17 protein-coding genes are annotated in these 23239 nt (G+C 36.1%); 10 read left to right on the top strand and 7 right to left on the bottom strand.

Annotation, left to right across the window (positions count from 1 at the left end):
* Positions 1-80: 80 nt before the first annotated feature.
* Positions 81-1976, top strand: coding sequence for a molecular chaperone DnaK (gene dnaK, locus ACTIEI_RS12915; RefSeq protein ID WP_439506709.1), 1896 nt, complete (start codon positions 81-83; stop codon positions 1974-1976).
* 53 nt (positions 1977-2029) lie between these two features.
* Here dnaK and dnaG read toward each other — a convergent pair whose 3' ends face one another.
* Complete coding sequence (dnaG, locus tag ACTIEI_RS12910; protein ID WP_439506708.1) at positions 2030-3958, bottom strand: DNA primase; 1929 nt, start codon at positions 3956-3958, stop codon at positions 2030-2032.
* A gap of 99 nt (positions 3959-4057) precedes the next feature.
* Here dnaG and ACTIEI_RS12905 point away from each other — a divergent pair, with 99 nt between their 5' ends.
* From ACTIEI_RS12905 to ACTIEI_RS12885, 5 genes are all read left to right on the top strand, one after another.
* A complete protein-coding gene (locus tag ACTIEI_RS12905; RefSeq protein WP_439506707.1) occupies positions 4058-4804 on the top strand; it encodes a DeoR/GlpR family DNA-binding transcription regulator in 747 nt (248 codons plus the stop codon).
* Between the two features lie 182 nt (positions 4805-4986).
* Positions 4987-8115 (top strand): SusC/RagA family TonB-linked outer membrane protein, encoded by a 3129-nt coding sequence (locus ACTIEI_RS12900; protein WP_439506706.1) that lies wholly within the window; start codon positions 4987-4989, stop codon positions 8113-8115.
* An 18-nt stretch (positions 8116-8133) separates the two neighbouring features.
* A complete protein-coding gene (locus ACTIEI_RS12895) occupies positions 8134-9771 on the top strand; it encodes a SusD/RagB family nutrient-binding outer membrane lipoprotein (protein ID WP_439506705.1) in 1638 nt (545 codons plus the stop codon).
* A 23-nt stretch (positions 9772-9794) separates the two neighbouring features.
* Positions 9795-10529 (top strand): hypothetical protein, encoded by a 735-nt coding sequence (locus tag ACTIEI_RS12890; RefSeq protein ID WP_439506704.1) that lies wholly within the window; start codon positions 9795-9797, stop codon positions 10527-10529.
* Positions 10530-10550: 21 nt separating this feature from the next.
* Positions 10551-11261 (top strand): DUF4397 domain-containing protein, encoded by a 711-nt coding sequence (locus ACTIEI_RS12885; protein WP_439506703.1) that lies wholly within the window; start codon positions 10551-10553, stop codon positions 11259-11261.
* Positions 11262-11309: 48 nt separating this feature from the next.
* Here ACTIEI_RS12885 and ACTIEI_RS12880 read toward each other — a convergent pair whose 3' ends face one another.
* Both ACTIEI_RS12880 and ACTIEI_RS12875 read right to left on the bottom strand, forming a co-directional pair.
* Positions 11310-11951: a J domain-containing protein gene (locus ACTIEI_RS12880; protein ID WP_439506702.1), complete on the bottom strand. Its 642-nt coding sequence runs from the start codon at positions 11949-11951 to the stop codon at positions 11310-11312.
* A gap of 11 nt (positions 11952-11962) precedes the next feature.
* Positions 11963-12376: an STAS domain-containing protein gene (locus tag ACTIEI_RS12875; RefSeq protein ID WP_439506701.1), complete on the bottom strand. Its 414-nt coding sequence runs from the start codon at positions 12374-12376 to the stop codon at positions 11963-11965.
* 87 nt (positions 12377-12463) lie between these two features.
* Here ACTIEI_RS12875 and ACTIEI_RS12870 point away from each other — a divergent pair, with 87 nt between their 5' ends.
* Positions 12464-15019, top strand: coding sequence for an ATP-dependent Clp protease ATP-binding subunit (locus ACTIEI_RS12870; protein WP_439506700.1), 2556 nt, complete (start codon positions 12464-12466; stop codon positions 15017-15019).
* A 79-nt stretch (positions 15020-15098) separates the two neighbouring features.
* Here ACTIEI_RS12870 and ACTIEI_RS12865 read toward each other — a convergent pair whose 3' ends face one another.
* The 3 genes from ACTIEI_RS12865 to ACTIEI_RS12855 form a co-directional block, all read right to left on the bottom strand.
* The gene (locus ACTIEI_RS12865; protein ID WP_439506699.1) at positions 15099-15659 is read right to left on the bottom strand and encodes a UbiX family flavin prenyltransferase; all 561 of its coding nucleotides are present in this window, start codon (positions 15657-15659) and stop codon (positions 15099-15101) included.
* An 85-nt stretch (positions 15660-15744) separates the two neighbouring features.
* The gene (gene glgP, locus ACTIEI_RS12860; RefSeq protein ID WP_439506698.1) at positions 15745-17397 is read right to left on the bottom strand and encodes an alpha-glucan family phosphorylase; all 1653 of its coding nucleotides are present in this window, start codon (positions 17395-17397) and stop codon (positions 15745-15747) included.
* 71 nt (positions 17398-17468) lie between these two features.
* Positions 17469-18434, bottom strand: coding sequence for a hypothetical protein (locus ACTIEI_RS12855; RefSeq protein WP_439506697.1), 966 nt, complete (start codon positions 18432-18434; stop codon positions 17469-17471).
* A gap of 103 nt (positions 18435-18537) precedes the next feature.
* On the opposite strand from ACTIEI_RS12855, the gene ACTIEI_RS12850 reads away from it, so the two are divergent.
* The 3 genes from ACTIEI_RS12850 to ACTIEI_RS12840 are packed head-to-tail and all read left to right on the top strand — an operon-like array spanning position 18538 to position 22377.
* Entirely contained in the window at positions 18538-19218 is a 681-nt protein-coding gene (locus ACTIEI_RS12850; protein WP_439506696.1) for a metal-dependent transcriptional regulator, read from the top strand.
* Positions 19199-21097, top strand: a complete 1899-nt coding sequence (locus ACTIEI_RS12845) for an Nramp family divalent metal transporter (RefSeq protein ID WP_439506695.1) — start codon at positions 19199-19201, stop codon at positions 21095-21097. Before ACTIEI_RS12850 ends, ACTIEI_RS12845 begins: the two co-directional genes overlap by 20 nt.
* A gap of 47 nt (positions 21098-21144) precedes the next feature.
* Positions 21145-22377 (top strand): NADP-dependent isocitrate dehydrogenase, encoded by a 1233-nt coding sequence (locus ACTIEI_RS12840; RefSeq protein ID WP_439506694.1) that lies wholly within the window; start codon positions 21145-21147, stop codon positions 22375-22377.
* Positions 22378-22447: 70 nt separating this feature from the next.
* Here ACTIEI_RS12840 and ACTIEI_RS12835 read toward each other — a convergent pair whose 3' ends face one another.
* Positions 22448-23239 (bottom strand): DUF2452 domain-containing protein, encoded by a 792-nt coding sequence (locus tag ACTIEI_RS12835; RefSeq protein WP_439506693.1) that lies wholly within the window; start codon positions 23237-23239, stop codon positions 22448-22450.

The raw sequence follows: 23239 nt of genomic DNA, 5'->3' as shown, positions 1-23239 counted from the left end.
CTCCATAGTATGACAATATTTCACGTTTACTACCCGTGGCATAATCATTGAATAATAAGCTGTAATAGAAAACAAATATTATGGCAAAAATTATTGGAATAGACCTCGGAACCACCAACAGCTGTGTATCCGTTATGGAAGGTAATGAGCCTGTAGTCATTGCAAATGACGAAGGACGTAGAACTACGCCATCGGTAGTAGCATTCTTAAAGAATGGAGAAAGAAAAGTGGGAGATCCTGCTAAAAGACAGGCTATCACTAACCCTCAGAACACTATTACCAGTGTTAAGCGTTTCATGGGTCGTCGTTTTGACGAAGTAACCGAAGAAATTAGCCATTGGAGCTATCAAGTTGCCAAAGGCGATAACAATACAGTGAGAGTACAAATTGAAGACCGTATGTACACTCCACAAGAAATTTCTGCGATGATTTTGCAGAAAATGAAAAAAACTGCTGAAGACTATTTAGGTCATGAAGTAAGCGAAGCAGTGATTACTGTTCCTGCTTATTTTAATGACGCACAACGTCAAGCAACCAAAGAAGCGGGTGAAATTGCTGGCTTAAATGTTAGAAGAATTGTGAATGAGCCTACTGCTGCGGCTTTGGCTTATGGTTTAGATAAAAAACATGCAGACCAAAAGATTGCCGTGTTCGACTTAGGGGGTGGTACTTTCGATATTTCTATCCTTGAACTAGGAGATGGCGTATTTGAAGTAAAATCTACCAATGGCGATACGCACTTAGGGGGTGATGATTTCGATAAAGTGATCATGGATTGGTTAGCTGATGAGTTTAAATCTCAAGAAGCAATTGATTTACGTAAAGACCCTATGGCTTTACAGCGTTTGAAAGAAGCTTCTGAAAAAGCAAAAGTAGAGTTGAGTTCTTCTTCTGAAACTGAAATCAACTTGCCTTATATCACTGCAGTAGACGGTGTTCCAAAGCACTTAGTTTTAAAATTAACTAGAGCTAAGTTTGAAGCTTTAGCAGACAACTTATTTGCTCGTTGCTTAAAGCCTTGCGAAGCTGCACTAAAAGATGCTGGTTACAGCAAATCTGAAATTGATGAAGTGATTTTAGTGGGTGGTTCTACTCGTATTCCTAAAGTGCAAGAAATTGTTGAAACCTTCTTTGGCAAAAAACCAAACAGAAGTGTAAACCCTGATGAAGTAGTTGCTTTAGGTGCTGCTATTCAAGGTGCGGTTTTAACTGGTGAAGTAAAAGATGTATTGTTATTAGATGTTACTCCTTTAAGCTTAGGTATTGAAACCATGGGTGGAGTAATGACTACAATGATTGCTTCAAACACGACTATTCCTACCAAGAAAACAGAAGTATATTCTACTGCTAGCGATAACCAACCGGGTGTACAAATCCATGTTTTACAAGGTGAGCGTCCAATGGCCAATCAGAATAAGAGCTTAGGTATGTTTAACTTAGATGGAATTCCTCCAGCTCCAAGAGGCGTACCTCAAATTGAAGTAACTTTTGATATTGATGCAAACGGTTTATTAAACGTAAGTGCAAAAGACAAAGGAACTGGTAAAGAGCAAAAAATCAGAATTGAAGCGGGTAGTGGCTTAAGCAAAGAAGAAGTAGAGAAAATGAAAGCTGAAGCTAAGGCCAACGAAGCAGCAGATAATGAAGCTAGAGCTCGTGTAGAGAAATTAAACCAAGCAGATAGCTTGATCTTCCAAACAGAGAAGCAATTCAAAGAATTTGGAGACAAGATTCCTGCTGATAAAAAAGGTGCAATTGAAACTGCTTTAGCTAAATTAAAAGAAGCGCACAAAAATCAGGATATCCCTGCAGTTGATGCTGCAATGGAAGAAATGAATACTGCTTGGACTGCAGCTAGCGAAGATATCTACAAAGCGCAACAAGCTGCTGGTGGTCAACCAGGTGCTGATGCGGGTGGAGCTGAACAGCCTAAGTCTGATACAGTAGAAGACGCTCAGTTTGAAGAAGTAAAATAAGCTGAATAATTAATCTAAAAGCCCTGAGTGAATTTATTTACTCAGGGCTTTTTTTATCGTATAATCACCGTACCTAATTGTTGTGTTATTGCAATTTCAAATTCTTTTAATTGCTTGTGCAATTGTATTAATTTAATTTGCTCTTCATAAGTAGCAAACTCCATATCGCGTTGATTTTGCTCAAACATTTTTTTGATCTTACGGAGTTTAAAATAATTTAAACTCATTTCTGTATCTGCAACAGAAATATCTTTATTTACAATATTCATATTGGGCAATATTTCATCCCAACGATTACTCAATTCAAAGGGGAACATCGAAATATTAATTAACAATTGTCTTACCTGTTCATCTTCATGATACAGCATCGACTTGGTAGTGGGCTCTAATCCTTTATTGTACCAATCCTTGTATAAATCAATTAGTTTTTCGTAGTCTGGATTTTCTAATGGATAATTTTCTAGTTGCTCAAATATATATGCAGCAATGGTTTGCGATTCGTTGTAGTTTTTTAATCCATACTCAAACAATACCCGAATCACATTTTTTTCTACCTGATCATCTTGTTGTAAAAGCAATTGCCCTTCATCAAAAGATTGATCTGTTTGAAATGAATCTTGTTGAATAAACGCCGCTTCATCAAAAGGTAATTTTTTCTCTTCCTTTGATATTTTATCGCGTTTAAATTTATTGACCAAGTTGGTAAACCCAGCTTCATCAACCTTCAACAATGAAGCGCATTGTTTTATATAATCTTGTTGACGAGTAAAATCTTCGGCCTTACTAATCTTACTAAGCGTTTCTGCAATTTGATTTACAATGCTGCTCTTTTTATTAACGTCATTGCCCGCTTCTTTTAATAACACTTCTAATTGAAAGAGGATAAAGTCTTTCTTAGATTGTGCAATAAATTCATTGAATGCAGTAGTACCCACTTTATTTACATAACTATCGGGGTCTTCTCCGTCAGGAATCAATACCAGCCGAACGTTGAGGCCTTCTTCAATAGCCAGGTCTAATCCACGCAGTGCTGCTTTGATTCCTGCACTATCACCATCATAAATAATCGTCAGATTATTGGTATATTTTTTTACCAACCTTAACTGATCCATGGTTAATGAAGTACCCCCGCTGGCCACCACATTTTCGATGCCTGCTTGGTGTAAGCTCACCACATCGGTATAACCCTCTACCAATAAACATTCATCTGCTTTATCAATCGCTTGCCTTGCAAAATAAGATCCATATAAAATTTTACTTTTACTATAAACTTCATTCTCAGGAGTATTGATGTACTTAGGCGCTCTATCTGCTTTACCAATCACGCGTGCGCCAAAGCCAATAATTTTGCCAGAATTATTATGGATCGGAAAAATAATTCTACCCCTATAATTATCTACCAACTCTTCGTTTCGTAAAGCAACCAATCCTGTTTTGGGTAAAAGCTCTTTATTGAATTGATTGGCCACCAAAGCCTTAGTTAATGCGTCTTTTCCTTCGGGATTATAACCAACTTGAAATTTTCGCAACACTTCTTCTCTAAAGCCTCTTTCTTTTAAGTAGGAGTGGGCAATCAGCTTCCCTTCCTCTGAATCAAATAACTGTTCAGCAAAAAACTTCTGAGCAAATGAATTAATCGCATGTAAACTCTCGGCCATTTGCACCTGCTGCAATTGTTCGGGTGATTGCTGCGTTTCTTCTACTTCTATATTATATCGAGTAGCCAACCATTTGAGCGCTTCTACATAACTGTATTTCTCGTGCTCCATTAAGAAAGTAATGGTGTTGCCACTTTTGCCGCATCCAAAACATTTATAAATTTCCTTTGCTGGGGAAACCGTAAAAGAGGGTGATTTTTCACCATGAAAAGGGCAGAGTCCTAAATAATTGGTGCCCCTTTTTTTGAGTTTTACAAATTCACCTACTACATCTATGATGTCTATTCTACTCGTAATCTGTTGTATGGTGTTGGGCGATATCATATTGCGGGCAACAAAATTAGGTAAGCGAGGTCGTAAAGGGATTATTGAGCCAAAATAAAAATTTTTGCGTGTTTATGCGGGAACTCATTAATTTTAGAGATGCTAAAAAAAGAACGCCAAGCTTTCATCATACAACAAATTAATATTCACAATAAGGTTCTTTCCTCCGATTTGTGTGCACAATTAGATGTTTCTGAAGATACAGTGCGCAGAGACCTGCAAGAATTAGCCGAAGAAGGAAAGTTGATGAAAGTGCATGGCGGCGCTTTGGCAAAGTCTTTCCATTTTACCATTGAAAGCAAGCAAGTATACTCTTTACCAGAGAAAAAAATAATTGCCCATAAAGCCATCGACCTCATCAAAGATGGTATGTTGGTGGTTATTTCTGGCGGTACCACTATGCGTGAGCTAGTGAATATGCTCCCCCAAGACCTTACGGCTACTTTTGTTACCACCAATGTTCCCATTGCATTAGAACTTTTAGAACACCCCAATGCGGAAGTCATTTTCTTGGGTAACAAACTATTAAAAAGTGCCCAAATGGCTGTTGGGGCAGAAGTAGTTCAACGTTTGGGACAAATTAAAGCAGATTTATGCCTTTTGGGCACCAATAGCATCGATTTAAACTTTGGCATATCAGATCTAGAATGGGAAATCATTGAAGTAAAGAAAGCCATGATTGCCTGCGCCCAAAAAACAGTTTCCCTTGCCATCTCCGAAAAACTCAATTCTACCCAACGTTTACAGGTTTGTACGCTAGATCAAGTAGACGTTTTAATCACTGAATTAGCGCCTACCGATGAGCTTTTATCCCCTTATGCAAAGAAGGGAATAACAATTCTTTAACATAATGTAAAGCATGCACTTAAATACCCGCAAAAAATTCTGCAATATTTTGCTGACTAATTTGTGGTTTTAACAGATGATTAACCATATATTTATACCACCAATTTATTAGACTAACGATTAGCTAAATTCATTTGCTGTTTTATGCAATAAATTTTGTTGATCAACCAAACACTGTAGTTATGAGAAAACTCGCTTATGCCTGGAGGATCGCGTTCATGCTATTCTTCCTTGTTATGAAAGTCTCTGCACAGGATATTACCGTTACTGGTAATGTATCTGATTTAGAAAAGGGCTCTGCTTTAGAGTCGGTTTCTATACGTGTAGCAGGCAAATCGGTTGCAACCAAAACGGATGCGAAAGGTAATTTTACCATTAAAGCAGCCAAGGGTCAAACTTTATTAATCACTTCGTTGGGGTTTGAATCGCAGCGAGTATTTGTAAAAGATGATCAAAAAATCATTGTCCGTTTAAAAGCGGAATCTTCTGAACTAGAAGATGTAGTGGTAGTTGCAATGGACCAGAAAAGAAAGCCTCGCGAATTGGGTTACTCTACTCAACAAGTAAAAGGAGCAGAGTTACAGGAAACTCAACGCGATAACTTTGTAAATAGTTTACAAGGTCGTGTTGCTGGTTTAACAGTGAACCCTACTTCCGGAACAGTAGGCGCTTCTTCTCAAATTGTACTTCGTGGATTTAACTCGCTGTCTTTGAGTAACCAACCGCTGTTTGTGGTGGATGGGGTAATCATGGATAACTCTTCTTTTGATGAAACTTCAGATGGAGGTAGAGGAATCGGGTTGGCTTCTGATAGACCTAATAGAGGTAGTGATTATAGTAATAGGGTTTCCGATTTAAACCCCAATGATATTGAAAATGTTACTGTATTGAAAGGGCCTGAAGCTACTGCATTATATGGTAGCCAAGCAAGCTCTGGGGCAATTGTTATTACCACTCGTAAAGCAAAGACCAGCAAATTAGCTATCCAATACGATAATGCTTTCAGAGTGCAAGTGTTGAATCGTTTTCCTCCAACTTTTGATGGATATACCAACGGTACCAACAATACGCCAAGCAATATCTTCCGCTATTTTGGCCCTGCTTATCCTGCCGGTACTAGATTATTCGATAATATCGGCTCTTTCTTTAGAAATGGAAAATCTCAAACACATAACCTTGGAGTAGATTTTGGTATTAAAAAATCAATATTCCGTTTCTCTGCTACTTACTTGAAGCAGGAGGGGGTAGTTCCCAATAATGATCAAGAAAAAATCAATTTGAGTTTAAGAAATACCACTAAAATTGGTAAGTATATTGAAATCACTCCGTCAATTGCCTATACCAGAACCAATACCGCGAAAGTATTGCGTTCTGCAGGAGGATATTTACTTGGTTTAATGCAATATCCTAATACTATTGATGTGAATAATTCCGAAGACGATGGTGGAAATAAACTACCATTATTTTCTGCGAACGCAAATGGAGAAGTAGACAATCCACTTTGGAATGTGGCCAATAACAGAGGTCGTGATCAAACAGATCGTTTATTCTCTTCTCTAGGAGTAAATATCAATCCTACTAAATGGTTAAGCATTACTGGAAGATTTGGTTATGATACCTACAAAACAATTGGATACCAAAACTACCACCCACAATCTTTCTTTGTATCTAGTGCGTTGAGAGGTTCCCAAGATAATTTCTGGAATACATATAAAGGATACAATCATACCATTAATGCTACCGCCAAGAAAACAGTTGGAGATTTTAGTTTAAGATTAATGGCTGGTACCATGTGGCAGGATTATAGAACAGAGGGATATGCGGTAAGTGGCAACAACGTGGCAGATCCTAATAGAACCGATTCAAATAATACCGCTCCTAATACAAGAGTTCGTTTGTTACGCAACAATTTTGGTGAACCGAACTTACGTTTATTAAGACAGATTGCTTTCTTCGGTGAATTTGCGGTGAGTTATAAGAATTTAATTTTCTTCAACTATTCACATCGTTTTGAATCTGCATCTACTCTACCGGCTCAAAATAGAAATTACAACTATCCTGGGATGAGCTTGAGTGCGATCATGACCGATATCTTACCAGGGTTAAAAAAAGGAGGTGTATTGAACTATTGGAAACTGAGAGGTTCTATGGCTAATACAGCTCGTTTAAATACCCCTTATTCAACACAGTCGGTATTTGTGAACAATTTCGGTAGTGCTAACGGTCCTGCTTATTCTTATGGTTTTACCAATAACAACCCAGACTTACAACCTGAGCGTCAAAGCACTTTTGAAATTGGTACCGAATTCAAATTCTTAAAGAACAGATTAAGCATTGATGCAACCTATTATAATACACTAACCAAAGGTCAAATCATAGAGAATATGCGTTTGAGTTATGGTACTGGATTTGTGTTGAATACACAAAATGCGGCCAGCACCAGAAACGAAGGTGTTGAAATTGCCATCGATTATCAAGTAGTACAAAAGAAAGATTTCGGTTGGAACACCCGTTTGAACTTTAATAAAATGTGGAATGCGGTAGTAGGTTTCCCTGCAAACGTTTCTGAATTTTATATTTCTGATACCTGGTTATATGGTAACGCTCGTGCAAGTGTATTGGGTATTGGTAGCCCTACTACAGGTATTGCGTCATGGGGGTATGCTAGAAACAATGCTGGTCAAATATTAATCAATCCTTCTAACGGCCTTCCTTTAACTGATGGTTTATTTAAATTAAGAGGGGATAGAAATCCAGCGTTTACGCTAGGTATTCAAAATTCATTCCGTTATAAAAACTGGCGCTTAAGCTTCTTATGGGATTTGAAAATTGGAGGAGATATATTTAATGCAAACGAAATGTTCTTGACTAGTATCGGTAGAAGTAATAGAACCATTGATCGTTTTGTTCCTAGAGTAATTGATGGGGTATTAAACGACGGATTTGCAAATACAGCAACACCAACTAGAAATACGATTTCAGTTATCCCAGCTTTCAATGATGCTTATTATACTGCATCTAATATGCCTGAAGAAGCGTTTATTCAAAAGAATGTTAACTGGCTAAGAATGCGTGACATTACTTTAAGCTATTCTTTAAACGAACGCGCTTTAAGAAATTTGAACGGCGTAAAATCTGCCAGCATTTTTATTACCGGAAACGACTTGTTCTTAATCACCAATTATATGGGTGCTGATCCTCAGGTAAGTGGTAACACTGCAGCAACTAGAGGCGTTGGTGCATTTGGTTTTGATTACGGTACCCTTGCTACCCCAATTGGTGTAAACTTTGGTGTTAGAGTAGGTTTTTAATTTGAAAAATTAGCTATCATGAAAAAATCATATATAAATATTAAAACACTGTTAAGCATTGCTTTTGCAGGTTTACTATTTTCTTCTTGTCAGAAGAAATTGGACGAAGCTTTTCCCAATCCAAATGCAGGTGTGCGAGTGCCTGTAGAAAGCTTATTGCCAGGTATCATAAGCAATATGGGCGGAAGTTCAGCCGCAGCAGGTTCTGCTTATGGCCTTCAAAATGATGGTATGCAAGTTGGACGTTATATTCAATTTTGGGCTACCAATACAACAGGTAATACATTCGACCAAATGGGGGGAGCTACAGGGGCAAGTGATTTAATGGGATCTATTTGGGCCATGCATTATTTTGGTATGGGTCAGAACCTTAAACGCATGATGGAATGGGCTGCTGTTGAAAAGAAATGGGACTATGTAGGGGTAGGGGAAGCTATTTCGGCATGGAGCTGGTTAACCACCGCTGAAATGTACGGGGATATTATAGTGCGCGAAGCTTTTAGAGCAGACCAATTGGTGTTTAAATACGATGAACAGTCTTTGGTTTACGATACAGTAAGACAAATTTGTAGAAGAGCCATCGTCAATTTAAACAATACCGGAGATAGTGCCAGCCCAGCTAATTTGGCCAGAGGAGATGCTTATTTTTACAATGGGGATGTTAATAAATGGAAGAAATTTGTTTATGCAGTAATGGCTCGTTCTTTCCATCATTTAAGTAATAAAGCATCTTATAACGCAGATTCTGTTATTTTCTATGCCAATTTGGCCATGAACGTGAATGAGGATAATGCTACGATGCGTTTTGCCAATACAGGTATAACAGGAACTTCTAATTTCTTTGGCCCTGTAAGAAATAATGTGGGCACAATGAGACAAACCGAATTTATCGCTAATTTATTAACTGGTGTTAATAGCAGATTTCCTGGCGCAGTTGATCCAAGAGCAGCTTATATTATACGCGAAAATCCAAATGGGAATTACAGAGGGATTAGACCTAATGGAGGCGCAAGCGGTTTAGTAGTTGCTGATCAACCCGCTAATTTCTGGGGGAGTGCATTTGCATCTACTGCTGCACCTACTTCAGATGCAGACGCAAGATATATCTTTAAAAATGGTTCTCCTTTCCCAATCATTACTGCAAGTGAAATCAAATTCATGATTGCAGAAGCACAATATAGAAAAGGAAATAAAGCAGCTGCTAGAACTGCGTATATAGATGGCATTCGATTAAGCTTTGATTTATTAATGAGTAATTATGGTTCAGCAGTTCCTTCGAATAGAGTTATTACAGATGCTGTAAGAGACAATTATTTGGCAAACCCAGTAGTAGTACCGGCTGCAAGTGATTTAACCCTATCTCATATTATGTTGCAGAAATATATTGCTCTTTATGGGTATGGTATTCAAGAGACTTGGACAGATATGAGAAGGTTCCATTACACTGATGTAGAAGCTGGGCAAACAACACCTGTTTATGCAGACTTAGTAGTTCCAACTGGTATTAACTTATTTGCCAATAATAACGGGAAATTGGTGCAAAGAGCTAGACCAAGATATAATTCTGAGTACTTATACAACGTAAGTGAATTAACCAGAATTGGAGCGATTGCTTTAGATTACCATACTTTAGAACAATGGTTTTCTAAACCCTAATTACTACTATTAAAATGAAAAATATGAAAATGAAATACTTATATATTTTGGCAGTAATTGGTTTATTCACTGCCTGTAAAAAAGACTTTGATGGCAGAACCACCGAGTCTGTTGGAACAGAAAACAAAGCATTTATTCGATTTGTTCCTGGCAGTGTAGGTGCAGCAAGGAATTTTATTTCTGTAGATGGAGCTTTATTAAATGGCACCCCTTTAGCAATGGGCGGAATTTTCCCTGGAGCATCTACGGTTACCGCTTTTGCAACAATCACCCCGGGCGCACGTACTTTACGTGTGTTTGATAGTGCAGCAGTGCCTATGCAAACGCCATTAAGTATATCTGCAACATTTGATGCAGGTAAATTCTATTCAGTTTATACTTATGATACCAGCAATGCGGTGAAAGCCTTAATTCAAAATGATGTATTTACCATTCCTTCTGACTCTACGGCCAATGTAAAGTTTGTAAATATTATTTACAGCTCTTCAGCCATTCCAAATGTGGATTTATATTCAAGAAGAAAGCGTGCAAATATTGCATCCAATATTGCACCATTAGGTTCTTCTAACTATATACCACATTTAACAGGTCTTACTGATACATTAGAAGTGAGGTCAACTGGTACAACTACAGCTTTGGCTGTATTCAATGGCCATACTTTTAATGCGAAACGTACTTATAATGTTGTATTCAGAGGCAGGTACCAATCTACAGCTGGAACAATGTCTAGAGGTATTACTATCATGGCTACTTATTAATTGATTTATCAAATGATTTTTATGAAAAAAAATATGCTATTCATAGTTGGGTTATTTTCAGCATTTCTTTTCACTAGCTGTGCAAAGGATCCTGCAAACCCAGGATATGCTCAATATATGTTTATCAATGCAGCACCTGATGTGGCTGCAGGATTAGACTTTTATGTGGGAGATTTAAAACAAAATATTTTGCCTATTGCATTTGGATCAAATACCATTTACAATAGTACTACACCAGGCGATAAACCAATAACAGTAAGAGTTGCAGGTCAACAAACGGTTTTTTCTGCAAATCGTTATAATGTGTCTGATTTAAGAGATCAACCTGCTCGTTATACTTTATTAGCTGTGAACAAGATTCAAAATGCTGAATTAGTTTGGATTCAAGATAATCTTACTATTCCTGCTAGTAATAAAGCACATTTGAGAATTATTCATGCAAGTGAAGATGCACCTGCTGTAAATGCTTTCGTTGGTACAGCCACAACCGCATTATTTCCAACAGCAATATCATTTAAAGGTTCAACCAATTTCATTGCACTGGACGCTACTTTGTTAGGTACTTCATATAGTATCCAAATTAGAAATGCTGCTACCAATGCAATCGTTAGAACACAACCTATGACTGCTGTTGCAGGTAAAATTTATACCATCGTAGTGAGAGGTTCCGTAACCCCTTCACCATGGGTGCCTAACAACACTGTTTCTTCAACATTGGTTGCCAATAACTAATATTGAATACCAATATATTAATCCTGGTTGCTTTGCAGCCAGGATTTTTTATTTAGATAGTAAATAAATTCCTAAACACAATAAGGCACTCAAAATACCAACTAAAGGAATGGTAAACTGATCCCAGATTGATTCAATTTTTTTCTCTTTAATCAATTGGTTGATATAGAAAATATGATGTTCTTCAAAAAAACAAAGCATTAATTTTTTTTGATAGGGTTGTATTTCATGATAGGGTAAAAAATGTAGAATATATCCTATCTGCTTCAATAACTTTTGTTGTACCTGAAAGTTTCCTGATTGTATTATTTCTTGAATAAGCGGTAAAAAAAGTGGGTAGTTGAGTTTCCATTTAATACGATCATAATTGATAAACCGAATATCAGTTTGCTGCATTTCCCTTTCAAACAAATGGAAATAGTTTACTAAATCCTCTACCGTTTGAATAGTTGGCTGTGAGGAGGTTGATTTCCCTTCAAGTTGAATACTTTTATCGTACAATCGCTTTGAATCTGAATTCCCTAGTATTTCATATGCTTTTTGAATCTGTTTAAACTGCTCAAAATAAACAGGATTATTGTGTTTATCTGGATGATAAATATGTGCCAGTTTTCTAAACGCACGTTTAATGTCAGTACTTGAGGCTGTTGCTGTTAATCCCAAAACTGCATACCAATTCTGCTCAACCATTCTTGACTATTTTATGCAGGCTCTTCTGGATGATTTTCAAAATTAATATCATCTCCATCCAACAATTCTCTTTCTATTTCTTCCATTTGCACAATGTCCCATGCTTCTGATTCGGTTGGGGTAATATTCCACATTTCTAATACTTCTAATTGATCTAAATAATCTTCTAATTTTTCATTAATGCCACAAATCACAAATGAAGCACTATTCTCATAAAAATTTTGTTGGGATGTTGTTAAAGCATTTACAATTTCTTCATCCATTGATTCTACATTAACCAGATTCAAAATCAAGTTTTTTTGTGGAGAATTCAAGACCGTTTTGCAATGATCGGTCAAACTTGCTGACATATTTGCAGTAATATCGGCCGTTTCCAGTGTTAGAACTGCGAATTTTTCCTTGGTATCAATTTTGACATTTAGCATATAGCATATATATTAACATACTGTGTACAATAACTGCACAACTTCACTCAAAAATATTCGTTATAATTGTATAAATCCAAATAAGATATGGATAATAATTTTTCAGCTCAGGTAAAAGAGATCATTTCCTTTAGTAGGGAAGAAGCGCTTAGATTAGGAAACGACTTTATTGGTACAGAGCATTTATTGCTAGGTCTCATTAGAGACGGGGACAATACGGCTATCAAAGTATTAAAACAGCTAGATATTGACCTTTACGAACTAAGAAAAGAAGTGGAATTGGCTGTTAAGGATAAAACAGGCAAGAACATTGCAAATATCAACAGTTTGCCTTTAACTAAACAGGCAGAAAAAGTGATTAGGGTAACTGTTTTAGAAGCCAAAGCTTTGAAAAGCCCATTGGTAGAAACAGAACACTTAATGTTGAGTATTCTTAAAAACAAGGAAAATATTGCAACGCAAATCCTGAATCAGTTCAATATTGATTACGATTTGTTCCGTAATGAATTGGGTATGGTAGGCACTTCTAATCCTCCACCCCGAAGTGAATTTCCTGAAGACAATGACGATGATTTTGATGAAGAGAAAAAGGGATCAGGATTCCAACAATCAAGAACAGGCAAACAAGCCACTGGTGCTGCAAAAAGCAAAACACCTGTATTAGATAATTTTGGAAGAGATATTACCAAAATTGCAGAAGCGGGTAATTTAGATCCGATTGTAGGTAGAGAAGCAGAAATTGAAAGAGTTAGCCAAATCCTTAGTAGAAGAAAGAAAAATAACCCCATATTAATTGGTGAGCCTGGTGTGGGTAAAACAGCCATTGTAGAAGGGTTGGCATTAAGAATTGTTCAACGCAAAGTAAGTCGGGTATTATTCGATAAAAGAGTCATTTCATTAGACTTAGCTGCTTTAGTTGCTGGTACCAAATACAGGGGCCAGTTTGAGGAACGGATGAAAGCCATCATGAACGAGCTAGAGAAAAATAGAGATGTAATCCTATTTATAGATGAAATCCATACGATTGTTGGTGCGGGAGGCGCAAGCGGCTCATTAGATGCTTCTAATATTTTTAAACCTGCATTAGCTAGAGGAGAGTTGCAATGCATTGGAGCTTCTACCTTAGATGAGTATCGCATGTACATTGAGAAAGATGGTGCTTTAGATCGTCGTTTCCAAAAAGTATTAATTGAGCCTCCTAGTGTAGAAGAAACGATTTTAATTTTAAATAATATCAAGTCTAAATATGAAGATTTCCATAATGTACATTATGGAGACGATGCTATTGATGCTTGCGTTAAATTAAGTGATCGCTACATGACTGATCGATTGTTGCCAGACAAAGCAATTGATGTAATGGACGAAGTAGGAGCTCGTGTTCACTTGAAAAACATAAATGTTCCTGATGCCATTGTAGAATTAGAAAAGCAAATAGAAGAAGTCAAAATTGAAAAGAATAAAGTTGTTAAAAGTCAACGATTCGAAGAAGCGGCTTCTTTAAGGGATACAGAGAAAAGATTGGGTGAAGAATTAGAAAGAGCTAAAATTCAATGGGAAGAAGAGAGTAAGAACAAACGTTACCCAATCACTGAGGAAAACATCGCAGAAGTCATTAGTATGATGACTGGTATTCCTGTAAAACGCATGGTTCAAGCAGAAACAGAGAAACTGCGTAGAATGAGCGAAGACATGAAAGGTATGGTGATTGGACAGGATGAAGCTATTCAAAAAGTAGTTAGGGCCATTCAAAGAAATAGGGTAGGATTAAAAGACCCTAAAAAACCTATTGGAACCTTTATTTTCTTAGGTCCTACAGGAGTTGGTAAAACAGAATTAGCCCGTTCTTTGGCGCGTTATATGTTCGATTCAGAAGATTCTTTAATTAGAATTGATATGAGCGAATACATGGAAAAATTTACCGTAAGTAGATTGATTGGAGCGCCTCCAGGATATGTAGGTTATGAAGAAGGTGGTCAATTGACCGAAAAAGTAAGAAGAAAGCCATACTCTGTTATCTTACTAGATGAAATTGAAAAAGCACATCCTGATATTTACAATATCTTATTGCAAGTATTAGATGATGGGCAATTAACGGATGGATTAGGGCGTAAAGTTGATTTCAAGAATACCATGATCATCATGACTTCTAATATTGGCGTAAGACAATTGAAAGAGTTTGGAGATGGGGTAGGATTTGCTACGGCAACGAGAATACAGAATGCAGAAGAAAACAATAAAGCTGTTATTGAGAAAGCTTTAAAGAAAACATTTTCTCCTGAATTTTTAAATAGAATCGATGATGTGGTAGTCTTTAATTCTTTAACAAAAGAAAACATCTTCAATATCATTGATATCTTGATGAAGGGTGTTTCTAAGCGATTACAAAACCTTGGATTTGAGTTAGAATTAACTGCTGAAGCCAAAGACTTTATTGCAGAGAAAGGCTACGATGTGCAATTTGGTGCAAGACCGCTCCATAGGGCCATTCAGAAATACTTGGAAGATCCTTTGGCTGAAGAAATCATGAAAATGGCTATCAAGCAAGGAGATATTTTGATAGCCGATTTAAATAAAGAAACCAGTTTGATTCAATTTAGTTTTAAATCAAGAATTGAAGAAGAAGAAGCAAAAGCTGAATCTTAAATTCATCTTTGTTTAACAAAATTAAAAGCCCGATAATATACTTTATCGGGCTTTTGAAATTTAGATATATAAATAATTGCTACTTTCCCCAACGATAACTTTTTACATTAATTCCTGCTAAATCTAATACGCGATCTACCACTGTAGCGGCAACTTCTTCTATGGTAGTTGGTTTACTATAGAATGAAGGTGTTGCTGGGCAAATAATACCACCCGCCAGTGTGATGGTTTCCATATTACGAATATGAATTAAACTATAGGGGGTTTCTCTAGCAACAAGAATCAATTTTCTTCTCTCTTTCAAAATAACATCGGCAGCTCTAGTGAGTAAATCATCACTTATTCCAGCAGCAATCCTACCCATAGTACCCATACTGCAAGGCACTACAATCATAGTTTTATACTGTGCTGATCCTGATGCAAATGGAGCAAAAAAGTCTTGTTTTTCGTAAAAAGAAAATGGATAGTTTTTATAGGACTGATTTTCCAATTCTGTTTCCCAAACATCTTTGGCATTTTTGCTCATAACAATTCCTACCGCTTCAATTTGATCCATGCAATGCACTAATTTATCCAATATACCTTTGGCATAAATGGATCCACTTGCTCCTGTTATGGCTAAAATTATTTTATGCTTCATCTAATACTAACAAAACTAAGTGGGAAAGGTTAAAAAAATACCCTCCGTTTTGGGGAGGGTATTTTTTTAACGTATAGGAAACGGATTATTTGTACATAATCTCATAGTACTCATGTGCCATTCGATTACTATCAAATTGGAAACGCACATCTCTCATACCATTTTTCATGATTTGTCTCCAAGTATCATGGTCTTCATAATACAATGGAATGATTTGTTGTTCAAGTATTTCATATGCTTTATTCAAATCATATTCATCCTGATCATGAGTAGTCATATTTGCATAATCTGCCTTTGGTACCACAAATCCATTGTTGCCATGGTTTACAAATTCTGGTATCCAACCATCATCTGTTGAAAAGTTAACCGCCCCATTCATTGCAGCAGTCATACCACTGGTTCCGGAAGCTTCTCTTGGTACTCGTGGATTATTTAACCAAATATCAGAAGCTTGTTTTAATCGCTTACTTAAGGCTAATTCGTACCCAATAACCACAGCAACATTTTTATAATTCTTACTTAAATGCACTAAGTTATTGAATTGAGAAATCGCTGGATAATCTACAGGATAAGGCTTTCCTGCCCAAATAATTTGAACAGGGTATTTGGTATTGCTTAACATTCTCTCAAAACGCTCCATATCATAGGTAAGCATGTCTGCACGTTTATAGCCAGCAAAACGTCTAGCCCATACTATGGTTAACACGTTAGGGTCAAATACTTTACCTGTTTGGTCTGCAACAATTTCAAAAGCACGCTTCTTTAAGAATTTTTTTCGATCATCATATACTTCGTCATTGCCTTCTTCCATTGCCTTATACATCTGCTTATCGGCCCAATAGCGCCAGTTTTGTGCATTGGTAATTGAAGTGATAGGGCAAATGCCTTCATAATTCTTCCACATTTCTCTACTTACTTCTCCATGTAAAGCAGATACTCCATTTGCTTTTCTTGCAAACCTTAAAGCTGCTAATGAGTGATTAAATTGGTCATCTGTTATACCAGTTAACTTTCTAACCTCATCAATACTTAATCCGCAGAAATAACTCATTTTATGACACAAATAAATATCATGTTTTTCATTACCTGCTTCTTCTGGAGTATGTGTCGTGAATACTAAATGTTCTTTTACTTTTTGTACACTTTTAAATTTATTCAACAAATAAAATGCGGAAGAAATACCATGCGCTTCGTTGAGGTGATAAACGTCTGGATTGAAGCCTAATTCATCTATCAGCTTTGCTCCACCCACACCCAATAAAATAAATTGTGCCACTTTAGTTGCAACGTTGGCATCATATAATCGATGGGTAATGGTTTGAGAAACATAATCGTTTTCAGGTAAATCTGTACTCAATAAAAATAGGGGAGCACTATTAAATGTTTCAGGATTTAAATAATACGCTTTAACCCAAACTGGATGTTCATGAATTAAAATTTGAAATTTAATGCCAGTGTCTTCTAGGAAACTATAAATTTTTTCCATAAAAGTAACTTGCAATGTTTGATCTTGATTTCTAGCTTGATCATAATAACCGTACTTCCATAAGATACCTACTCCAATCATGTTTTGACGAAGCTCGTAAGCACTGCGTAAATGAGAGCCGGCTAGGTATCCAAGACCTCCGCTGTATATTTTTAAAGGTTGATGTATGGCGAATTCCATAGAAAAATAAGCAGCTTTTTTAGCGTACTGCTCATTAATTTGATAAGGGACGTGGTAACTTCTAAAATTCATTTGTACTTGTTTAGTTAAAAATTGGTAAGGCAATATAAGGCTAAAATATGATAATGTAAATTTTACACTAACTAACGTTTATTCATTTTCTTTTTTTTGGGTTCCCGCTTTTTGGTATAACGATCATCAAAATAACATTTAATACCTCTGTGATTACCACAACTTCCTTGTTCTTTAATTTTTAATTGATTACTGGTAAAAAGGAAATCGATTAAACAGGGATCTCCATTTTTAGAATACAAGCCTTCTGCTGGTTTTATTAATTTAAATTCTCCTTTTAATTCTCCTTTGCAAGCGCCATTCGATTTTTCGAACAAAATAAAAAACTGATAGGTGTTTTGATCTTTCCCATCTCTTATGGAAACATAGTTATTTTTGTCTTTGACATAATCCCCACTGTATTTATTCATTTTTGGAAGGGTATCCAAGGGATTAATCACAGCTGTTTTTGTGGGGTCTTCATTTGAATCATTAATCACTACCATAAAAAATCCTGCATCATTATAAACCCATCCTGCACGTGTAAAAAGCATCTCACTTGCTTTGCCTATTTTCTCTCTACTAATTAAGAATGTGGGTTCTTTATTAATTGATAAAGAGCGATGATATTCATTTCCTTCATAATTATTTAATAGTTCTTTACTCGCTAAAAATTGATTGTTTTCATTTGTAACCAATACCACCAATCTTTTCTTTCGTTTATTCTCTTTTATAAGGAGTAATAAATATTTTTCTTTCTCCTTATCAATTAATCCAACCGGTTGTATAGTATACACTTTTGTTTTCCCCATGATATTACTGAATGCACTATCTGGATAGAATTGTTTAAATACTTCTTTTCCAATTAATAAAGTATCTGCTCTTGATTCAATATTGGTATCTGATACTGAAAAAGGCAAAGGCAAAGGCTTGAAAGCTGCAAGAAAATCCTTTTCCTTGACTGCTGTTTTACTAGACAAATCTACAGGTGACGAATTACAGGCCGATAATCCAATTGCCAACAAGCAGAAGATTACTACATAATTAGCAAGTTTCATTGCATTTATATTTTTATAAAAGTAAGTCTTTTGGTTATTAGGTCACTATTTGTTTGATAATACCCTGCTTATTTTTTAGATTTGTCTAAAATTTATTTTAAACATGGCTTTTAGTACTGCAGAAGAAAATTATATCAAAACCATTTACCAATTACAAGCCCATGATAAAATGGTTAATACCAATTCGGTAGCAGTAGCATTAAATACTTCAGCTGCATCTGTTACTGATATGTTGAAGAAATTAAAGTTGAAAAAATTACTAGTATACGAAAAGTACAAAGGATTTAAATTAAATCAGGAAGGGAAAAAAACAGCATTGAGCATCATACGAAAACATCGATTATGGGAAACTTTTTTAGTGAATATTCTACAATTTAAATGGGATGAAGTACACGAAGTGGCAGAGCAGCTTGAACATATTCAAAGTAATCAACTGATTAACCACCTTGATGACTTTTTAGGGAATCCAAAATTTGATCCACACGGTGATCCTATACCTGATGCCAACGGTAAAATGCCCGTTCAAGAACAAATTAACCTCACCAAATTTCCGATGCATACCATTGGGGAAATATCTGCGGTTGGAAGTCAATCTGCCGATATGCTTGCACTATTGAGGCATAAAAATATTGAATTGGGATCGAGCATTATAGTAGAGCAAATATTCCCTTTCGATGATTCAATTGAAGTAAAAATTAACAATAAAATTTTAGTAAATATTAGTGCTAAACTGGCACAGCATTTATTCGTAAAACAAACTAACTATGAGAGTAAGCAATGCTGAACAGTCGTTAAGTGAGGTTCACGAAACCGTTGATACCACTGTTCCTAGAAAAGGGTGGAGAAGAATACTGGCTTATATTGGGCCTGCATATTTGGTAAGTGTAGGATATATGGATCCCGGCAATTGGGCCACCGATTTGCAAGGTGGTGCTAAATTTGGATATCAATTAATTTGGGTGCTGTTAATGAGTAACTTAATGGCATTGCTATTACAGAGTTTGAGTGCTCGTTTAGGTATTGTAAGAAGAAGAGATTTAGCACAGGCCAATCGAGAAACCTACCCACCACTAGTAAATTTTTGTTTATACATTTTAGCCGAGCTGGCCATTGCGGCTTGTGATTTAGCTGAAGTATTGGGCATGGCCATTGGAATTCATTTATTAACTGGATTGCCCATTATTTGGGGTACGGCTATTACTGTATTAGACACATTTTTATTTCTTTTTTTACAACGCTGGGGTATTAGAAAATTAGAAGCGTTTATTATAGCATTGGTTGCAATCATTGGAATGTCTTTTTTAGTGCAAATATTAATTGCTAAGCCTGCAATGGGAGAGGTAGTTGGAGGTTTAGTTCCTGGAATGTTAGACAACGGGGCATTGTATATTGCAGTGGGGATTATTGGAGCAACCGTAATGCCACATAATTTGTATTTACATTCTGCACTTGTGCAGACCCGAAAGATTAATCCAGATAAACAAGGCATTAAGTCGGCTTTAAAATATAATCTGATCGATAGTACTATTGCACTAAATGCTGCGTTTTTAGTAAACACAGCTATATTAGTGTTGGCTGCTACTGTTTTTTACAAAACGGGTAACACTGAAGTAGCCAAAATTGAAGATGCGCATCGTTTATTAGAACCTTTATTGGGGTCTTCTCTTGCACCTATTTTATTTGCAGTAGCGCTCATTGCGGCAGGTCAAAGTTCAACTATAACGGGAACTATGGCTGGTCAAATAGTGATGGAAGGCTATTTACATTTAAGGATTAATCCATGGTTAAGAAGATTGCTAACCCGTTTAATTGCAATTGTTCCAGCAGTTTTTGTAATCTTAATTTACGGCGAAGACAAAGTAGATGATTTGTTGATTTTTAGTCAAGTTATTTTAAGCTTACAATTAGGATTTGCGGTGATTCCATTGATTCATTTTGTTAGTAATAAAGCCACAATGGGCGATTTTGCTATTGGTACTAAAACAAAAATTGCTTCTTGGTTAGTAGCCATTATCCTTGTTTTTTTAAATGTTAACCTGGTCGCAGATGAAACATTATCCATTTTTAATACCGATATTCATTGGATTGCCAAGGGTGCAATCATTATTGTTATACTGCTTTTTATTTGGTTGTTCTTAACAATGACTTTTTATCCGTTACTTAATCAAAAGAAAAAACAATCCACCGACACTTTATATGGAGAGGCTGTTTTATTAGAAAATTTATCAATTAATAAAGTACAAACAATTGCAGTTGCTTTAGATTTCACAAAAGCAGATGAAAAACTAATTGCGCATGCTTTGGCACAAGGGAACACAGCTGTTGAATATGTTCTAGTTCATATTGTTGAGAGCGTTTCCGCACGTTATTCAAATTATTCTAGCGATGATGCCGAAACAAGAAAGGACAAAGAAAGATTAGACAATTATGTGAATCAATTAACCCTAAAAGGATACAATGCCAAGGCAATGCTAGGGTATACCCATCGAGTGAAGGAAATCGTTCGATTAGTTACCGAATCCAAAGCTGAAATGTTAATTATGGGTGCCCATCGGCATAGTGGCTTAAAAGACTATGTTTTTGGCGAAACGATTGAAGATGTAAGACATCAATTAACAATTCCAGTTTTGATTGTGAATGTTTCTGAAAGGGTCATTCCCTAATAATGTAATATATTTGCCCTCTGAAATCAACAAATTAAAATCAAATTATGGCCCAAAAAATTAAAGTTGCTAATCCAGTAGTTGAACTAGATGGCGATGAAATGACTAGAATTATCTGGAAATTCATTAAAGACAAGTTGATCTTACCTTACCTAGAATTAGATATAAAGTATTATGATTTGGGTATGGAATACCGTGATCAAACTGATGACCAAGTAACAATAGATGCAGCACATGCAATAAAGCAATATGGTGTAGGTATAAAATGTGCAACCATCACTCCTGATGAACAGAGAGTAAAAGAATTTAAGTTAAAGCAAATGTGGAAAAGTCCAAATGGAACTATCCGCAATATTTTAGATGGTACTGTATTTAGAGAGCCAATCGTTTGTTCAAATGTTCCAAGATTAGTTCCAAATTGGACTGCACCAATCTGTATTGGAAGACATGCTTTTGGCGATCAATATCGTGCAACTGATTTTGTTACCAAAGGAAAGGGCAAATTAACTGTTAAATTTGAAGGGGAAGATGGAACAGTTCAAGAATTTGAAGTGTACAATTTTAAAGGTGACGGAGTTGCGCTAGCAATGTACAATACCGACGAAAGTATTAAAGGATTTGCAAGAGCTTGTTTTAACCAAGCATTGTCAAAAAAATGGCCTTTATATCTTTCTACTAAGAACACTATTTTAAAGAAATATGACGGTAGATTCAAGGATATTTTTGAAGATATCTACCAAGCTGAATTCAAGCAATTATTTACAGAAGCAGGTATTTCTTATGAGCACCGTTTAATTGATGATATGGTTGCCTCTGCTTTAAAGTGGAATGGTAATTTTGTTTGGGCTTGTAAAAATTACGATGGCGACGTACAAAGCGATACTGTTGCACAAGGGTTTGGTTCTTTAGGATTAATGACATCTACATTAGTGACCCCTGATGGTACCGTAATGGAGGCTGAAGCCGCACACGGTACGGTTACACGTCACTATAGAGAACATCAAAAAGGTAATCCAACTTCTACTAATCCAATTGCATCCATTTTTGCTTGGACCAGAGGATTGGAATTCCGCGGTAAATTAGACCAGAATCAAGCATTAATTAATTTCTGCACAACTTTAGAGAAAGTTTGTGTGGATGTAGTTGAATCTGGTAAAATGACTAAAGATTTAGCAGTTTGTATTTATGGTAACAAAGTAAATCATGGAGAACATTATTTATATACTGAAGAATTTTTAGACGCAATCGATAGTGAATTAAGCAAGCGATTAGCTAACTAATTTCTCTATAATCAAATAAAAATCCCGGACAGTTAAGAAAACTACCGGGATTTTTTTTAAATAATATTAATTAGGATACTTCAACCCAAGTATGATCGGCTAACAATTTAACTGACGATACAAACTGTTTAAATGGTCCATGTGTTCCCCATTCTTGAGGGGCTACTAAAGAGAGCAAATGGGTATTATCCTTTTTTTCATATAAATGATAAACTTGGCCAATTTGTGGTTTAAAATTCAACTTTGCCTCGTATATAATCATACTAAGCTCTTTTCGTTTTCTAATTTCTTGTGCTTGTCTTGCCAATAACTCAATCTGCTGCCTAATTTGGTCTAATTGCATATTGGTTTGGTCTTCCATTGCGCTAAGGGCTTTATGCTTAATAACGCCTTCTTTAGTAGGCCTTATTGCAACCCCGGCAACTGAAGCGGAATAGGGAAGTACACTGAGTTGCTTATGGTATACTTCTATATTCTTAAACTCCTTACTATGATTATCGAACCCTTCTTGTGTGATTTTCATGTACCCATTGGGCATAATTTCATGAACTACTCGAAGTACTTGTAAATTATCCTTGTAAAAAACAGCTACCAAGGTTGAAGCATTTGTAATACTCGCTTGTACTTGATTGGCTAATTCATTATTTTCTAAACTGAGCAATTCGTCATTAGGAATGATTCGATATTGCGTATAAAATGCTTCGTTTTCTAAACTGACCCAATTGATACTGATACTTAATGCTTGGCCATTTTCAATGCTTTCAATCTTGTAATTACCACTTTTAGGTGCTAGGCCATTCTCAAAAACACATTTCTCTGGAAACAATTGCCAACTAGCTAAAAAATTATACGCTTGTACCAT

This window comes from Sediminibacterium sp. (assembly GCF_051860225.1).
In the GTDB taxonomy this organism is placed as follows: domain Bacteria; phylum Bacteroidota; class Bacteroidia; order Chitinophagales; family Chitinophagaceae; genus Sediminibacterium.
The sequence above is the reverse complement of the archived record's forward strand: the minus strand, read 5'-3'. Positions and strand labels throughout refer to the sequence as shown.

Coding starts and splice junctions, on each gene's coding strand:
- ACTIEI_RS12870 (WP_439506700.1), top strand. CDS start 12,464: ATGGATAATAATTTTTCAGCTCAGGTAAAAGAGATCATTTCCTTTAGT.
- ACTIEI_RS12890 (WP_439506704.1), top strand. CDS start 9,795: ATGAAAATGAAATACTTATATATTTTGGCAGTAATTGGTTTATTCACT.
- ACTIEI_RS12835 (WP_439506693.1), bottom strand. CDS start 23,239: ATGGTACAAGCGTATAATTTTTTAGCTAGTTGGCAATTGTTTCCAGAG.
- ACTIEI_RS12855 (WP_439506697.1), bottom strand. CDS start 18,434: ATGAAACTTGCTAATTATGTAGTAATCTTCTGCTTGTTGGCAATTGGA.
- ACTIEI_RS12875 (WP_439506701.1), bottom strand. CDS start 12,376: ATGCTAAATGTCAAAATTGATACCAAGGAAAAATTCGCAGTTCTAACA.
- ACTIEI_RS12845 (WP_439506695.1), top strand. CDS start 19,199: ATGAGAGTAAGCAATGCTGAACAGTCGTTAAGTGAGGTTCACGAAACC.
- ACTIEI_RS12905 (WP_439506707.1), top strand. CDS start 4,058: ATGCTAAAAAAAGAACGCCAAGCTTTCATCATACAACAAATTAATATT.
- ACTIEI_RS12840 (WP_439506694.1), top strand. CDS start 21,145: ATGGCCCAAAAAATTAAAGTTGCTAATCCAGTAGTTGAACTAGATGGC.
- dnaK (WP_439506709.1), top strand. CDS start 81: ATGGCAAAAATTATTGGAATAGACCTCGGAACCACCAACAGCTGTGTA.
- ACTIEI_RS12850 (WP_439506696.1), top strand. CDS start 18,538: ATGGCTTTTAGTACTGCAGAAGAAAATTATATCAAAACCATTTACCAA.
- dnaG (WP_439506708.1), bottom strand. CDS start 3,958: ATGATATCGCCCAACACCATACAACAGATTACGAGTAGAATAGACATC.
- ACTIEI_RS12885 (WP_439506703.1), top strand. CDS start 10,551: ATGAAAAAAAATATGCTATTCATAGTTGGGTTATTTTCAGCATTTCTT.
- ACTIEI_RS12880 (WP_439506702.1), bottom strand. CDS start 11,951: ATGGTTGAGCAGAATTGGTATGCAGTTTTGGGATTAACAGCAACAGCC.
- glgP (WP_439506698.1), bottom strand. CDS start 17,397: ATGAATTTTAGAAGTTACCACGTCCCTTATCAAATTAATGAGCAGTAC.
- ACTIEI_RS12865 (WP_439506699.1), bottom strand. CDS start 15,659: ATGAAGCATAAAATAATTTTAGCCATAACAGGAGCAAGTGGATCCATT.
- ACTIEI_RS12895 (WP_439506705.1), top strand. CDS start 8,134: ATGAAAAAATCATATATAAATATTAAAACACTGTTAAGCATTGCTTTT.
- ACTIEI_RS12900 (WP_439506706.1), top strand. CDS start 4,987: ATGAGAAAACTCGCTTATGCCTGGAGGATCGCGTTCATGCTATTCTTC.